Genomic DNA, 15,100 nt, shown 5'->3' with positions numbered 1-15,100 from the left:
GTGGATCTGGCACTTATGTCTAACCTACTGTCGAAAGATGCACAAGGACTTGCGGGAAGACGTCGCCGACGCCGCCTCCCGGGTGCTCGACGCGAGCTGGACCGGCAGCCACACGGTTCCCGCGACGGGGCTGTACCCGCACCAGTGGAGCTGGGACTCGGCCTTCGTGGCCATCGGCAACCGGCACCGCGCACCGCACCGGGCGCGGACGGAGCTCCGCACGCTGCTGGACGCCCAGTGGGCCGACGGGCGCGTGCCGCAGATCGTGTACGACACGGCGCGTGGCGACGACTACGCGCCCGGGCCGGAGTTCTGGGGCGGGCCGCGCGGCGGCGCACCGGCCGGGAGCCGGCCCACGTCCGGGCTGGTCCAGCCGCCCCTGCATGCCTGGGCGGCCTGGCTGGTGCACTGTGCAGACCCCGCCGGCTCCGTGCGCGCCGGCTTTCTGGCGCGGACCTATCCGCGCCTCGCGCGCTGGCACGAGTACCTGCGGAACCGGCGCACGGGGAGCGTGGGCCTGCCCGTGACCAAGCACCCCTGGGAGACCGGCACGGACAACTCCCCGCTGTGGGACGCCGCGCTCGAACGCGTGCCCCCGCTGGCCCGCACCCCCGTCCGCCGGCCGGACCTGGCGCACGCCGGAGCCGGCGAGCGCCCCGGGAGCCGCGACTACCGCCGCTACTACCGGCTGGCCGAGGCCTACCGCGACGCCGGCTGCGACGACGACGTGCCAGTCGGCTTCGCGATGGTCTGCCCGCTGTTCGGCACGCTGCTGGCGGTCTCCGAGCTCGCGCTGGCCCGCATGGCGACCACCCTGTCCGACGACGGTGCGGCGACCGCGCACACGGCGGCCGCGGCCCGGGTCGTCGCCGCGCTCGACGAGCACCTCTGGGACGAGGACCTCGGGCTGTACGTGGCGCTCGACGACACCACGGGTGAACGGGTACGCCGGGCGACCGTGAACGGGCTGGTCCCGCTGCTGCTGGCGGACCGCCTCGCCCCCGGCCGTGCCGAGCGCCTCCTCGCGACGCTCGCCGGCCCGGGGTTCCTGGGCGGCGGCCGGTACCTGCCCAGCACCTCGCGGCACGATCCCGCGTTCGACCCCGCGCTGTACTGGCGGGGACCCGCGTGGTTCAACATGTCGTGGCTGCTGCTGCGGGCCGTCGGGGCGCTGGGCCGCGACGACCTGGTGGCGCGCCTGCGCGAGCAGTTCGCCGCCGCGGCGCCGGGCGGCTTCCCCGAGTACGTGGACCCCGACACCGGCACGCCCCGCGGCACCCGCCAGTTCTCCTGGACGGCAGCCCTCACCCTGGACGTGCTGCTCTCGAGCGACCACCACCCGGTGCCACTCCCCACCCCCTGAACCCCCTCCTGAGGCGGAGGCGTCGAGATCGGTCCGTTGCCCCGAGATCGGTCCATCGATGGACCGATCTCGGGGCAACGGACCGATCTGGGGTTGTGCCCTGCGGTGGACGCAGCGAGGCCCCGGCCCCCTGTCGGGGGTCGGGGCCTCGCTCGCGATCAGCAGATCAGACGGTCCGAGCCGGAGCTCAGCCGGCGACGACCTTCACGCCGATCTTCGCCGACACCTCGGGGTGCAGGCGGATCGCGACGGTGTAGTCACCGGTCGACTTGATCGACTGGCCGATCTCGATCTTGCGCTTGTCGACCGACGGGCCACCGGCAGCGGCGACCGCGCCGGCGATGTCCGCCGTCGTCACCGCACCGAACAGGCGGCCACCGGGGCCGGCGTTCGCCGTGACGGTCACGGGCTTCGCGGACAGGGAGTCGGCCAGGGCCTTCGCCTCGTCCAGCGAGGCGATCTCGCGGCTCTTGCGAGCCTTGCGGATCGCGTTGATGTCGGACTCGGCGCCCTTGGTCCACGGGGTCGCCAGCGAACGCGGGATGAGGAAGTTACGGGCGTACCCGTCCTTCACCTCGACCACGTCGCCGGGCTCGCCCAGGCCGGTCACCTCGTGGGTCAGGATCAGCTTTGCCATGATTCTCGATCCCTTCCTCAGCGAGCCGTCGACGTGTACGGCAGCAGGGCCATCTCGCGGGCGTTCTTCACGGCCTTCGCGATCTGACGCTGCTCCTGCACGGAGACGCCGGTGACACGACGGGCACGGATCTTTCCGCGGTCGGAGATGAACTTCCGCAGCAGCGCCGTGTCCTTGTAGTCGATGTTGGCGATCTTCGCGGACTTCAGCGGGTTGATCTTCTTCTTGGGCTTGCGCACCACAGGCTTCGCCATGGTGTTGCTCCTTCGTCAGGTGCTGCCCGCTCGGCCTGGCGGGCCGGACGAGCAAAAAAGGTGAACTGGGTGGTAGCGGTTAGAACGGCGGGTCGTCCGAGAACGAGCCGCCCGACGACGCGGGGCCTGCCGTGGCCCACGGGTCGTCATTGCTCTGACCGCCACCAGAAGAGCTGAATCCTCCGCCGGAGCCGCCGCCCTGCTGGCCGCCGCCACCGTTGAAGCCGCCACCGCCGCCACCGAAGCCGCCGCCACCGGACCGCTGGGCCCGGGTGACCTTGGCCGAGGCGTAGCGCAGGGACGGACCGATCTCGTCCACCTGCAGCTCGACGACGGTGCGCTTCTCGCCCTCGCGGGTCTCGTAGGAGCGCTGGACCAGACGGCCCTGCACGATCACGCGCGTGCCCTTGGTCAGCGACTCCGCGACGTTCTCCGCGGCCTCGCGCCAGATCGAGCAGCGCATGAACAGGGTCTCCCCGTCCTTCCACTCGTTGCTCTGGCGGTCGAAGGTCCGCGGGGTCGACGCCACCGTGAAGTTGGCGACCGCAGCACCTGAAGGGGTGAAGCGCAGCTCCGGGTCCCCGGTGAGGTTCCCGATCACTGTGATGACAGTTTCACCAGCCATGCCAATTCCTCGATTCAGTCGACGTTCCGTATGCGGTATCCGGGTTCGCGGTGAATGCAACCACGAGACACTGACACACGCGCGGGCGCGGAGGGTTCAGTCCGGACGACTCACTTGTCGCCGGTGCGCAGGATCTTGGTCCGGAGCACGACCTCGTTGAGGCCGAGCTGGCGGTCCAGCTCCTTGGCGGTCGCGGACGACGCGGTGAAGTCGACGACGGCGTAGATGCCCTCGGACTTCTTCGCGATGTCGAAAGCGAGACGGCGGCGCCCCCAGATGTCCACCTTGTCGACGGTGCCACCCTCGGTCGTGATGACCGACAGGTACTTGTCGAGCGACGGGGCAACGGTGCGCTCCTCGACCTCCGGGTCCAGGATCACCATCAGTTCGTACTGACGCATGTGTATACCCACCTCCTCTGGTCTCAGCGGTCACGGTCGTTCCGTGACAGGAGGGTTCACAGCAGTGGCCTAGCCTACCCGCCCCACGCGAAACGGCGGAATCGAGCGGGCGAGAGACCCCTCACACGGCCCGAGGGGCCGTCTCCCGACGGAGACGGCCCCTCGGGGTCGCGGAGGGCGAGGGAGGATCAGCCGTCCCCGCCACCTCCACCTCCGCCGCCACCGCCACCACCACCGCCGCCGGGACCACCGCCGGTCGGCTCGCCGGACGGGATCCCGATGTCGCCCGGGCCGGAGGACACGATCACGCGGACGGGGGTACCAGCGGGCACCTCGCTGCCCTCGCCCGGGTCGACCTCCATGACGACGCCCTGACCGACGTCGCTCGACTCCCGGTACTCGACGGCCGGCTGGAGACCCGCCTGCTGGAGCCGCGCCCGGGCGTTGCCCTCGTTGCTGCCGACCAGGCCACCCGGCACGCGCGCCATCTGCTGGCCCGGTCCCTTCGAGACCTCCACGCGGATCTGCGTGCCCCGCGGCACCTCCTGGCCCTCGTGCTGCACCGAGACCACCGTTCCCTGGTCCGCCTCGTTGTCGACCTCGACGATGACCGGGCTCAGCCCGGAGCCGGACAGGATCGCCATGACACCCGCGATCTGCTGCCCCACGAGGCCCCCGGGCACCAGCACCTTGTCCTCCGGCGTCTCCGACGGCGACGGCGTGGTGGACGGCGACGGCGAGAAGGTCGGCTCCGGAGCGGGCGGCGTGTAGTCCGGGAACTCCTGGACCTCCATGCCCTCGGTGACCATCTGCATGTAGTGCGTCCACGCCGTGACGGGCCAGGTACCACCCGTCAGGCTGTAGTTCGCCCACTCGCCGAACGGTGTGATGGTCTCCTCGCCGCCGTTCTCGGCGACCTGGTACAGGCCCACCACGGTCGTGAGCTGCGGGATGTAGCCGGCGAACCACGCGGCCTTGTTGTCGTTCGTCGAACCGGTCTTGCCCGCGACCGGCCGTGGGTTGCCGTCCGGACCGAGCAGCTCCTGAGCCGGCGTGCCCGACCCCTCGGTGACCACGTGCTGCAGCGCGTAGGTCGCCTTGGTCATCACCTCGGGGCTGATCACTCCGGGCTGCGGCGGGGTGGTGAACTCGTAGATCAGCTGCTCGCCGTTCTTCACCGACTTCACCATGTGCGGCGTGGTCCGCGTGCCCTGGGCCGCGAACGTGGCGTACGCGCCGGCGAGGTCGACGGGACGCACGTTCCCCGTGCCGAGCACGTTCGACAGCGTGTCGTTCGTGGCGTCCTTCGGGATGCCCGCCCGGATCGCGACGTCCTGCGACTTCTTCGGCGTGATCTCCACGTTGAGCTGCGCGTAGACCGTGTTCACGGAGTGCGCGGTGGCCTTGACGAGGTCGATCTCGCCGAACGACTCACCGCCCGCCTCGGTGCCGAAGTTGGTGAGCTCCTTCTCCTTCTCGACGCCGTCGACCAGCTCGGTCCACCCCGGGATCTGCATCGGGCTGTTGCCGAGGTACCGCTCGTTGAGCTCGTGGCCGTCCTCGAGCGCGCCGACGAGCGTGAACGGCTTGAACGTCGAACCACCCTGCGCCTTGCCGTCGGTCGCGGCGTTGAACTGGACCTCGGCGTAGTCCTTGCCTCCGTAGAGGGCGCGGATCGCCCCGTCCTTGGGGTCGATGGACACGATGGAGACGCGCAGCCGCTTGGACGCGGCGCCCTCGCCCTTGTAGGGGATCGTGTCGGCGGTCTTCACCGCCGCCTGCTGCCACTTCGGGTTGATCGTCGTGTGGATCTCGTAACCGTTGGTCATGAGGTCCTCCTCGGCGATCCCGTGCTGCGCGAGCTCCTTGCGGACCTCCTCCAGCAGGTAGCCGACCTGGCCGGCACGCGAGGGCTGCTTGTACTCGATGGGCTCGGGGAACGTGGCGGCCGCCCGCTCCTCCTCCGTGATGGTGCCCATCTCGACCATGTTGCGCAGGACGCGGCCCCACTTCTCCTCGGCCACGGCACGCGACTCCTCGCCGAAACGCGGGTCCCAGTAGGACGGCGACGGGATGATCCCCACCAGCATCGCCGTCTCGGAGACGGTGAGCTCGGCCGCGGGCTTGTCGAAGTAGGCCTTGGCGGCCGCCTCGAACCCGTAGGCCCCGCGGCCGAGGTAGATGCTGTTGACGTAGCCCTCGAGGATCTCGTCCTTGGTCTTCTCCTGGTCCACCTTGAGCGCCAGGATGATCTCGCGGAACTTGTCCGCGTACGACGTCTGGCCGGGCTCGAAGTAGGTGTTCTCCACGTATTGCTGCGTCAGCGTCGACGCGCCCTGGCGGGTGCCGCCGGTCACGTTGCTGACGAACGCGCGGACGATGCCCACCGGGTCGACGCCCATGTGGTCCCGGAAGTTCTGGTCCTCGGACGCCAGCACGGCCTCCGGGATGTAGTCGGGCAGCTCGTCGAGCGACCTGATCGTGCGGTCGATCGCCGCGAACTTCCCCATGACCTGGTCGTTCGCGTAGTAGACCGTCGTCGACTCCGAACCGATGTCCGGGCGCGCCTGAGGCACCGGCCAGCCGATCCACCCCGCGGTGAACACACCCACCGCGAGCGACACGCCGGTCAGCATCGTGCCGACCACGACCCGCCACGACGGCACCCAGGCACGCAGGCCCGTGCGGTTCGGCCGGGGGTAGTTCCAGATGGCCCGCCGGCGCCGGGGAGTCTGCGGCCAGATCGGCGAAGGGCTCCAGTTCGCCACGTCTTCCTCGTTCCTCGAATCCGTCCAGTGAGGGCACTGAACCGTCGAAACGATAGAGGATCGATGTTCGCGGCAAGTAGCACAAACGCGGTTTCTCTGTGTACGGCCCGTGTTCGAGGGCGGGTTCTACCAGCGCAGATGGTGATATTCACCCCCTACCGGCAGAACCCGCCGCGGCGCCGGGCCTACCCGAAGATGCCGCCCCCGCCGTCGTCCGACGGGTCGTCGGAGGGGTCACCCTCCTCGGGCCCGGTCGAGACGACGAGCACGACCTCGCTGCCGACCGGCACCTCCGAGCCCTCACCCGGGTCGACGGAGATCACCCGGCCCTCGGGCACGCTGTCCGACGGCGCCTCCTGGACCACCGGCGTCAGCCCGGCCGACTCGAGCTGGGCCGCCGCGTCCCCCTGGTCCTGGTTGGTCAGGCCCCAGGGCACCTGCGTGGTCTCCTCTTCCTCCTCCTCGACGAGCGCGCCGTTGGAGACCTCGACCCGGATGGTGGAGCCGGCCGGCACCTCCTGGCCCTCGTTCGCCACCGAGAGGACGACGCCCACCTCCTGGTCGCTGTCCACGTCCACCTGCTCCGTCACGAGGCCGAGCCCCGCGAGCGCCGACGCGACGTCGATGATCGACTGGCCGGTGAGGTTCGCCGGGACCATGACCATCTCCTCGGTCTCGGTCGACGGGCTGGTCGACGGCGAGGGCGAGTGCGTCGGCTCGGGCGGGGCGGGCGGCTGGTAGTCGGGGAACTCCACGACGTCCATGCCCTCGGTCGCCCTGGACATGTAGTCCGCCCAGGCGGTCACCGGCCAGCTGCCGCCGGTGATGCCGGCGAGGCCCATCTCCTTCCACTCGCCGAACGGCGCGATCTGCATGTACTGCCCGGACTCGAGGTCGTACTGGTACATGCCGACGACGGTGGCGAGCTGCGGCACGTACCCGGCGAACCAGGCGGAGCGGTTGCTGTTCGACGTACCGGTCTTGCCGGCGACGGGCCGCTCGGTGTAGCCGTCGGGGCCCACGAGGTGGGAGGCGGGCTCGCCCGAGCCGTTCTTGACCACGCCCTGCAGGGCGTAGGTGGTCGCCGCCATGACCTCGGGGTCGAACTCCTCCTCCGCGGTGCCGCTCCACACGTACCGCGTCAGCTCGCCGTCCTTGACCTCCTGCACCAGGTGCGGCGTGGTGCGCCGGCCCTGGGCCGCGAAGGTCGAGTAGGCGTGCGCGATGTCGAGGTTGTGCACGCTGGCCGTGCCGAGCACGTTCGCCAGGTTGGACCCGACGATCTGGTTGCCCTTGGAGTCGGTCTCCGGGATGCCCGCCCGGGTCGCCACGTCCTTGGTGTTCTCGGGACCCACCTCCTTGTTGAGGTGCACGTAGGCGGTGTTCACCGAGTTGGCGGTGGCGTCGAGCAGGGTGACGTTGGGGTAGCTCTCACCGTACGGCGGGGTGCCGAAGTTGGTGAGGGTCGCCTGCTCCTCCTCCTGCGTCTGGTCGTTCCAGTTGGTGTAGCCCTCGATCTCCTGGGGCGACGTGCCGTCCCACCGGCTGTACAGCGAGATGTTCTTCTCCAGGGCGGCGACCAGCGTGAACGGCTTGAACGTCGAGCCGGCCTGGGCGATGTCCTGCGTGGCTGCGTTCGTCGGGTACTTGCTGTAGTCCGGCCCGCCGTAGAGCGCCTTGATCGCGCCGGTGGCCGGGTCGATCGACGTGAGCGACGCCCGGATGCGCGGGTCGGCGTCCTCCGGGAGCTTCATCGACTCGGCCGCCGCGGCCTGCATCTTCGAGTCGATGGTGGTCGTGATGGTCAGGCCGCCGCTGGTGAGCTGGTCCTCGGTGATGTCCTGCCGGGCGAGCTCCTTGGCCACCTCCTGGAGCAGGTAGGCGCTCTGCGGGTCGCTGCCGCCCTGGGTGTACTTCTTCAGCTTCGGGAACTGCGCGGCCGCGCGGTCGTCGGCGGTGATGGCGCCCTGCTGCACCATGAAGTCGAGCGTGCGGTTCCACCGCCCCTCGGCCTGGGCCTGCGCGTCCTCCCCCTGCCGCGGGTCCCAGTAGGTGGGGTTGGGGATGATGCCCGCGATGAAGGCCGACTCGGAGATGGTCATCTTGCTCGCCGGGTGCCCGAAGTACGCCTGCGACGCGGCCTCGATGCCGTACGCCCCGCGCCCCAGGTAGATGGAGTTGAGGTAGCCCTCGAGCACCTGCTCCTTGGACTGCTCCTTGGTCACCTTGAGCGCGAGGATCGCCTCGCGGAACTTGTCCGCGTAGGTCGCCTCGCCCACACCGATGTAGTAGTTCTCGACGTACTGCTGGGTGAGCGTCGAGGCGCCCTGCTGCGCGCCGCCGGAGGCGTTGTTGAGCGCCGCGCGGACGATGCCCAGCGGGTTGATGCCCATGTGGGTCATGAACGACTGGTCCTCGGACGCGATGATCGCGGCCGGCACGTGCGCGGGCAGGTCCGACAGGGCGACGATCGTGCGGTTCTGGGCGGCGAACTTCCCCATCACCTTGCCGTCGGCGTAGTAGACCGTCGTGGTCTCCGAGCGCACGCTGCCGAGCTCGTCCGGCACGGGCAGGTTGATCCAGGCCGAGACGACGACGCCCGCGACGAGCGACGTCCCCGTCAGGATCGCGCCCACCACGAACCGCCACGACGGGATCCAGGCGCGGATCCCGGTGCGGTACGGGCGCGGGTAGTTCCAGATCCCCTGCCGACGCCGGGGCGTCTGCGGCCAGATCGGAGGGGGACTCCAGTTCGACACGTCAGCCTCTTCCTCGGTTCGTACCAGGGTCTGCCGGTGCGGTCGGCGCACTGGTGGCGGCAAACCACCCGAAACCATAGGGGATCTCGGTGACCGCTCTGTCACGCGGGTAGGGCACGCACCGCACCCTAGGACATTTCACCCAGGGTTGACCCATACCGTCTGCCTCTGCTTCACATTCCGTCCACGTTCCCCTATCCTCTCGATGTATCGACTCGATACATCGAACAGGAGGCCACCGTGCGCAGCCGGTCCGACGTGCTGGAGACCGCCGTCCTCGGCCTGCTCAACGAGTCGCCCTTGCACGGGTACGAGCTGCGTAAACGCCTCAACCTGGTGCTCGGCTCGTTCCGCGCCCTCTCCTACGGGACCCTCTACCCCGCCCTCAAGGGCCTGGTCGCGCGGGGCCTCATCGCCACGGCCGAGAGCGCGCCACCGCCGTCCGCCCGCAAGCCGAAGCCCGGCATCCCGGGCCGCACCACCAAGCCCAACCCCCTCGGACGACGGCGCGTCGTCTACGAGCTGACCCCCGAGGGCAAGGAGTACCTCCAGAGCGTCCTGGCCACCGCCGGCCCGGCCGCCTGGGAGGACGACAACTTCGACGTGCGGTTCGCGCTCTTCGGGCAGACCGACGCCGAGACCCGCCTCCGCGTGCTCGAGGGCCGGCGTACCCGGCTGACCGAGCGCCTGGAGGCCTTCCGTGAGTCCACGGCGCACCCGCGCTCGCGGCTCGACGAATATGCGCTGGAGCTGCGGCGCTTCGGGCTCGAGAAGGTCGAGCGCGAGGTGCACTGGCTCGACGGCCTCATCTCCACCGAGCGGGGACGCGCCGCGGCGCAGAATCGCTCGCCCCAGCAGGAACAACCGAAGAAGGAGCGAGGATGACCTCCATCCGCGTGGGCATCGTCGGCGTAGGCAACTGCGCCTCGTCCCTGGTCCAGGGCGTGCACTACTACCGTGACGCCGACCCGGCGGGCACCGTGCCGGGCCTCATGCACGTGCAGTTCGGCGACTACCACGTGTCGGACCTCGAGTTCGTCGCGGCGTTCGACGTCGACGCGAAGAAGGTCGGTTTCGACCTGGCCGAGGCCATCACCGCGTCCGAGAACAACACCATCACCATCGCGGACGTGCCGCCCACGGGCGTGCTGGTCCAGCGGGGCCCGACGCTCGACGGGCTCGGCGACTACTACCGCGACACCATCGACGAGTCCGCCAAGGAGCCCGTCGACGTCGTCGCCGCGCTGCGCGAGGCCCGGGTCGACGTGCTCGTCTGCTACCTGCCCGTGGGCTCCGAGGAGGCCGCGAAGTTCTACGCGCAGTGCGCCATCGACGCGGGCGTCGCCTTCGTCAACGCCCTGCCCGTGTTCATCGCCTCCGACCCCGAGTGGGCGGCGAAGTTCGAGGAGGCCGGCGTGCCGATCGTCGGCGACGACATCAAGTCGCAGGTCGGCGCCACCATCACGCACCGCGTGCTGGCCAAGCTGTTCGAGGAGCGCGGCGTCGTCCTCGACCGCACCTACCAGCTCAACGTGGGCGGCAACATGGACTTCAAGAACATGCTGCAGCGCGACCGCCTCGAGTCCAAGAAGCTGTCGAAGACGCAGGCGGTCACGTCCAACCTCACCGGCCCCCTGGCCGGCAAGAAGGAGGACCGCAACGTCCACATCGGCCCGTCGGACTACGTGGCCTGGCTGGACGACCGCAAGTGGGCCTACGTGCGCCTCGAGGGCCGTGCGTTCGGCGAGGTGCCGCTCAACCTGGAGTACAAGCTCGAGGTGTGGGACTCGCCCAACTCGGCGGGCATCATCATCGACGCCGTGCGCGCGGCCAAGATCGCGAAGGACCGCGGGGTCGGCGGCCCGATCCTCTCGGCCGCCACGTACTTCATGAAGTCGCCGCCCGTGCAGATGGAGGACACCGCGGGCCGTGCGCAGCTGGAGGCGTTCATCCGCGGTGAGGTCGAGCGCTGACGCGCTGATCCGTCGGGAGAGAACCGCAGGGCGCCTGCCCGGCGACCACCTCGTCGAGTCCCAGACCTCGACGTGGCGGCCGCCGGACAGGCGCCCATCTTTCGCGGACCCCCCTGTTACCCCCGCGGGCTACAACGCGGTCAGACCGAAGTTGTAGACCGTGGTCTGGCCCGCGACGATCTGGGCCTTCTTGGTCTGCGGGACGAACCCGTCGGCCGAGACGGTCACCTGCAGCGGGGCGTTGGACTTCTGCATCCAGTACGAGTACGTACCGTCGGCGTCCGTCCGCAGCACGACGTCGTAGGAGACACCGTCGAGGGCCACGACCGCGCCCTCGATCGGCGCGCCCGCGCCGCTCACCGTGCCGGTGATCTTGCCCCAGCCCGACGGCGCCTTCACGGTCATCGTCGCCGCGATCGGGGACACGTCGTACGGCGTGCTGTTCCCGACGTTGATCGACGCCGTGTAGGTGCCCGGCTGGTCCACGGCCGCCGTGATGGTGGCCACCGCGGTCACGCTCTTGCCCGGGGCCAGGGTGAACGACGGCGGCTGGACATCCAGCCACTCGACGCCGCCACCGGCACCCGCCACCTCACCGGTCACGTCGATGACCAGGTTGGAGTCCGGGAAGCCCAGGCTGTCGGCGGTGGTCGGCTCCGGCGTGCCGCAGCCGTCCGAGGCGAGGTAGGTCGGGCTCGTCTCGGCGGACGGGTTGCCGCCCACGTAGATGGCCGCGCCCGCGACCTCGACCACCAGGATGTCGTCCGGGGCGATGACGGCGTCGGCGTCGATCGGCACGGTGTACCAGGAACCGAAGTCGTTCGTCACGGTCACCTGGCCCGACCCGATCGGGGTCAGGTTGGCGTACGTGAACGCACCGGAGAGCGTGTAGAGGGTGACCGTGGCCGTCGTCGACGGGGTGGCCACCTCCTGGATCCCGAAGGTGACGCTGGTCGGCTGGAAGCCGGCCGTGATGCCGAAGTCACCGGGGGTGTAGGTGCGCAGCAGCTTGGTGATGCCCGAGGGGCACGCCACCGAGCTCGACGCGACGATCTCGTGCGAGGTCGAGTGCGACAGGGTCACCTCGTCCGCGGCGAGCTCCGGGTAGGACGCCGCGGCGACCTTGCCCGTGGCGGCACCGGTCGAGGCGGTGCTGCGCAGCCCGTCGGCCTTGCTGCCACCCGAGGAGAACGGCAGCTTGGCCGCCGTCGCCTTGCCCTGGACGCCCTTGACCACACCGGTCGTGGACGCGGTGTCACCACCGAGCACGACGTACCCGCCGTCCCGCGCACCCAGGTTCACCTCGGCCGGCGCGGAGCCGGTGTTGGTGATCTTGATGTTGCGCGAGGCGGAGCCGCCGATCGCCAGGCTCGCGGCGATCTCCGTCTTCGAGAGCGTCAGCTGGCCGGCCTTGAGCTGCCCGCTCACGGTGACCGTGCCGCCCTCCTCCGTCAGGTTGGCGTTCTTGGTGAGCGACTCGTAGCCGTCCGCCGCGATCTCCACGCCGTACCGGCCCAGGCTCACCAGGGCCGAGTAGGAGCCGTCGGCGCCGGTGGTCGCGGTGACCTCCGAACCGTCGGCCGCCGTGAGGGTCACGTCGGCGCCCTCGATCACGTCCTTGGTGTTGTAGTCCTTGACCACACCCGACACCGACGCGACCGCGGGGGCGTCGAAGGTGATCGACAGACCCTCGGACAGGACCGCCTGGTTGAAGGAGTACTGCGTGGCGACCGTACCGGCGGCGTTCTCGACACCGACGGTGGCCGAGTCGCCCTTGGCGGAGGAGCTGTCGGTCAGGGCGCCGTACCCGAAGGTCACGTCACCGTTGGCCAGCAGCGTGACCGAGAAGTTCAGCCGGTCGGTGTCCGGGCTGTACTTGCGGACGTTGCGCCACTCGAGCACGTAGGCGGGCACGCCGTCCACCGTGGTGGTCGCCGAGTACACACCCGCGGAGGCGTCGAGCACCAGGTCGTCCCAGAACGGGTAGAGCGCCGCGTTGGGCTGGCCGGTCGCGGGGATCGCCACGTTCGAGTAGTTCGTGGTCGAGCCCAGGAAGTTGATGTGGCCGTTGCTCGTCAGGAAGGCCCGCGAGTACGACTCACCGTAGAGCGGGAAGTCGAACGGCAGGTCCACGGACGTCGCCGCGTCGTCACCCGTGAGGTTCACGCGGGTGTCGCCCTGGCGGTAGTCGGCGGTCGTGACCGAGCAGGAGTACCCGCCGGCGTCGACGTTCGGGACGATCGCGATGTCCACGTCCTCCGCGCCGTCGACCACGAGCTCGCCGTCGTACGGGGCGGCGCAGCCACCCAGCTGGACGGAGAGCGAGTAGGTGCCCTCGGGCACGTCGGCGAAGGCGAACCGGCCGTCGGCGTCCGTGGTCGCCGGTGCGAACGGGGAGCCGCGGAGCGTGACCGGTGTGCCGGCCACGGGCTCGCTGGACCCCTCGAAGTGCACCGTGCCGGTGACGGCGTGCGTCGGCGCCGCCTCCAGGGTGATGGCCACGTTCTCGGTCTCGTCCACGTCCACCGTCACGGCCGCGGCCGGCGAGGTGACGTAGCCGAACGCCGAGGCCGACACCGTGTAGTCGCCCGCGAGGACCGCGGCCGAGAAGGTGCCGTCCGCGCCGGTCGAGACGGTGCGGTCGCGCTCACCGTCGATGACCACCGACGCGTTCGGGATCGGGTCGCCGGAGGCGTCGCTGACGGTGCCCGCCACGGTGCCCGTGCCGGCCGTCGGCGCGGCGTCGACCAGGGCGGCGACGTCGAGCTTGCCCTCGCCCCAGACGTTGTTGCGCTCCGGCGTGCCGCCGCACGAGAGGTCCGAGGTGTCCACGGCGGTCTCGTCGAGGAGCGCGATGGTGCCCTCGATGTCACCGACCAGGGACGGAGCAGCGCTCCACAGCAGCGCGATCGCGCCCGCGAGGTGCGGGGTCGCCATCGAGGTGCCGCTGAAGTTGGCGTAGCCGCCACCGGGGATCGACGAGCGCACGTTCACGCCGGGCGCCGCGATGTTCGGCAGCAGGGTGCCGTTGCGGCCCGGGCCACGCGCCGAGAAGGACGCGATGGCGCCGTTCACGTCGAACGCACCCACCGAGTAGGTGTGCTCGAACTCGCCGGGGAACCGGCCCGTCTCACAGCCCGGGCCCTCGTTGCCACCGGCCCAGGCACCGAAGATGCCCGCGGCGTTCCAGGCCTGCGTCTCGGCGCTCATCCAGTCCTGGGGCAGGTTGACGCCCGGCGGGATGCCCCACGAGTTGCTGACCACGTGCGGCCGCTTCGACGGGTCCGCGTCGCTGCCGTCCGTGCGGGTCGGCGCGAGGAACCACTGCGCGTTCGCGAGGTAGTCGTCCCACTCGCAGCCCGCGTTGTCGATGCAGTTCGACGCGATCCAGGTGGCGTCGGGCGCGACACCGATCTGGTTCGTGCCGGTGCCGCCCACGATGGTGCCCATCGTGTGCGTGCCGTGCTGGTCGGAGTCGCACGGCGCCCCGTCACCACAGGTGCCCGGGATGTCGAAGTAGTTGTAGTCGTTGTCGTACGTGCCGTCCGCGTTGAACCCGCGGTACTTGCTCTGCAGCGCCGGGTGCGCGCCGTCCACACCGGTGTCGAAGTTCGCCACCGTGATGCCGGCACCCGTGTAGCCGAGCTCCCAGACCTCGGGGGCGTTGATCGCGTCGAGGCCCCACTCGACGGCGGCCGCCGACTTCTCGCCGGACGCCTTCTTCTCGACCGGCTTGTCGTACTGCATGGTGATCTGCTCGTGGATCCCCGCGACCGTGGTGCTGGTCGCGACGCTCTCCGCGAGCTCGAGCGAGCCGTCGTCGACGAAGATCGCGTTGTTGATCCAGTAGCTCTGGTACTTCGCGCCCGCCGCGGTCAGCTCCTTGACCACGGAGGCCTGCGACTTCTTCGCCGTGGCGCGCAGCGCGTCGTAGACGAACTGGCCGCGCTCGTCCCAGTCCGCGATGTCCTCGGCCGGTGCCAGGTCCGCCTTGTCGGCGAACTGGATCCAGAAGTCAGCGGTCTTCTTGTTCTCGAGCTGGGCGAGGACCTTGCTGCTGAACTTCTCCTCGGGCTCGTCGGCGGCGGTGAGGGTGGTCGTCGGGACGGTCTGGGCGACCGCTGCTGGCGCAACGGTCGCCGCTGAGGCTGCGAGGAGCGCGAGTGCCGTTGTGACGGCAGTCGTCGCCCTCCCTGCAATTTTCCTGCGACGGTACATGGGGCCTCCATGCTCGGGCGTACCCGTTGCGATGCCACGGGAGCGCGCGACGGCAGTCCACTTGCTGTGGACCGCCTCCAACCGTCGGGTGAGCGGCGCGAC

Annotated in this window: 10 protein-coding genes; 3 read left to right on the top strand and 7 right to left on the bottom strand. The window is 70.1% G+C overall.

Annotated elements, in window-relative coordinates:
* The first annotated feature begins 37 nt into the window (after nt 1-37).
* Nucleotides 38-1,363 carry an MGH1-like glycoside hydrolase domain-containing protein gene (locus tag APR03_RS24130; protein ID WP_253839870.1) on the top strand — a complete coding sequence of 442 codons (1,326 nt, stop codon included), beginning with the start codon at nt 38-40 and terminating at the stop codon, nt 1,361-1,363.
* A gap of 187 nt (nt 1,364-1,550) precedes the next feature.
* On the opposite strand, the gene rplI is transcribed toward APR03_RS24130, so the two are convergent.
* From rplI to APR03_RS24100, 6 genes are all read right to left on the bottom strand, one after another.
* Nucleotides 1,551-2,000 carry a 50S ribosomal protein L9 gene (gene rplI, locus APR03_RS24125; protein WP_253839869.1) on the bottom strand — a complete coding sequence of 150 codons (450 nt, stop codon included), beginning with the start codon at nt 1,998-2,000 and terminating at the stop codon, nt 1,551-1,553.
* 17 nt (nt 2,001-2,017) lie between these two features.
* Complete coding sequence (rpsR, locus tag APR03_RS24120; RefSeq protein WP_020013532.1) at nt 2,018-2,254, bottom strand: 30S ribosomal protein S18; 237 nt, start codon at nt 2,252-2,254, stop codon at nt 2,018-2,020.
* A 79-nt stretch (nt 2,255-2,333) separates the two neighbouring features.
* Complete coding sequence (locus tag APR03_RS24115; RefSeq protein WP_253839867.1) at nt 2,334-2,879, bottom strand: single-stranded DNA-binding protein; 546 nt, start codon at nt 2,877-2,879, stop codon at nt 2,334-2,336.
* Nucleotides 2,880-2,989: 110 nt separating this feature from the next.
* Complete coding sequence (rpsF, locus tag APR03_RS24110) at nt 2,990-3,280, bottom strand: 30S ribosomal protein S6 (RefSeq protein WP_253839865.1); 291 nt, start codon at nt 3,278-3,280, stop codon at nt 2,990-2,992.
* A 188-nt stretch (nt 3,281-3,468) separates the two neighbouring features.
* On the bottom strand, nt 3,469-6,048 hold the full coding sequence (locus APR03_RS24105; protein WP_308216541.1) for a transglycosylase domain-containing protein: 2,580 nt from the start codon (nt 6,046-6,048) through the stop codon (nt 3,469-3,471).
* Nucleotides 6,049-6,233: 185 nt separating this feature from the next.
* Nucleotides 6,234-8,807 carry a transglycosylase domain-containing protein gene (locus APR03_RS24100; protein WP_253839864.1) on the bottom strand — a complete coding sequence of 858 codons (2,574 nt, stop codon included), beginning with the start codon at nt 8,805-8,807 and terminating at the stop codon, nt 6,234-6,236.
* 240 nt (nt 8,808-9,047) lie between these two features.
* Between APR03_RS24100 and APR03_RS24095 the strand changes: the two genes are divergently transcribed.
* Together APR03_RS24095 and APR03_RS24090 are read left to right on the top strand one after the other, a co-directional pair.
* Entirely contained in the window at nt 9,048-9,692 is a 645-nt protein-coding gene (locus APR03_RS24095; protein ID WP_253839863.1) for a PadR family transcriptional regulator, read from the top strand.
* Complete coding sequence (locus APR03_RS24090) at nt 9,689-10,780, top strand: inositol-3-phosphate synthase (RefSeq protein WP_253839862.1); 1,092 nt, start codon at nt 9,689-9,691, stop codon at nt 10,778-10,780. The genes APR03_RS24095 and APR03_RS24090 overlap by 4 nt, the downstream gene beginning before the upstream one ends.
* Nucleotides 10,781-10,909: 129 nt before the next feature.
* Here APR03_RS24090 and APR03_RS24085 read toward each other — a convergent pair whose 3' ends face one another.
* Nucleotides 10,910-14,998 (bottom strand): carboxypeptidase regulatory-like domain-containing protein, encoded by a 4,089-nt coding sequence (locus APR03_RS24085; RefSeq protein ID WP_253839861.1) that lies wholly within the window; start codon nt 14,996-14,998, stop codon nt 10,910-10,912.
* Between the last annotated feature and the right edge of the window lie 102 nt (nt 14,999-15,100).

The organism is Promicromonospora thailandica, from assembly GCF_024171955.1.
Classification (GTDB): Bacteria; Actinomycetota; Actinomycetes; order Actinomycetales; family Cellulomonadaceae; genus Promicromonospora; species Promicromonospora thailandica.
This window is presented reverse-complemented; position numbering and strand designations above follow the sequence as displayed.

Coding starts and splice junctions, on each gene's coding strand:
- rplI (WP_253839869.1), bottom strand. CDS start 2,000: ATGGCAAAGCTGATCCTGACCCACGAGGTGACCGGCCTGGGCGAGCCC.
- APR03_RS24130 (WP_253839870.1), top strand. CDS start 38: ATGCACAAGGACTTGCGGGAAGACGTCGCCGACGCCGCCTCCCGGGTG.
- APR03_RS24085 (WP_253839861.1), bottom strand. CDS start 14,998: ATGTACCGTCGCAGGAAAATTGCAGGGAGGGCGACGACTGCCGTCACA.
- rpsF (WP_253839865.1), bottom strand. CDS start 3,280: ATGCGTCAGTACGAACTGATGGTGATCCTGGACCCGGAGGTCGAGGAG.
- APR03_RS24090 (WP_253839862.1), top strand. CDS start 9,689: ATGACCTCCATCCGCGTGGGCATCGTCGGCGTAGGCAACTGCGCCTCG.
- APR03_RS24115 (WP_253839867.1), bottom strand. CDS start 2,879: ATGGCTGGTGAAACTGTCATCACAGTGATCGGGAACCTCACCGGGGAC.
- rpsR (WP_020013532.1), bottom strand. CDS start 2,254: ATGGCGAAGCCTGTGGTGCGCAAGCCCAAGAAGAAGATCAACCCGCTG.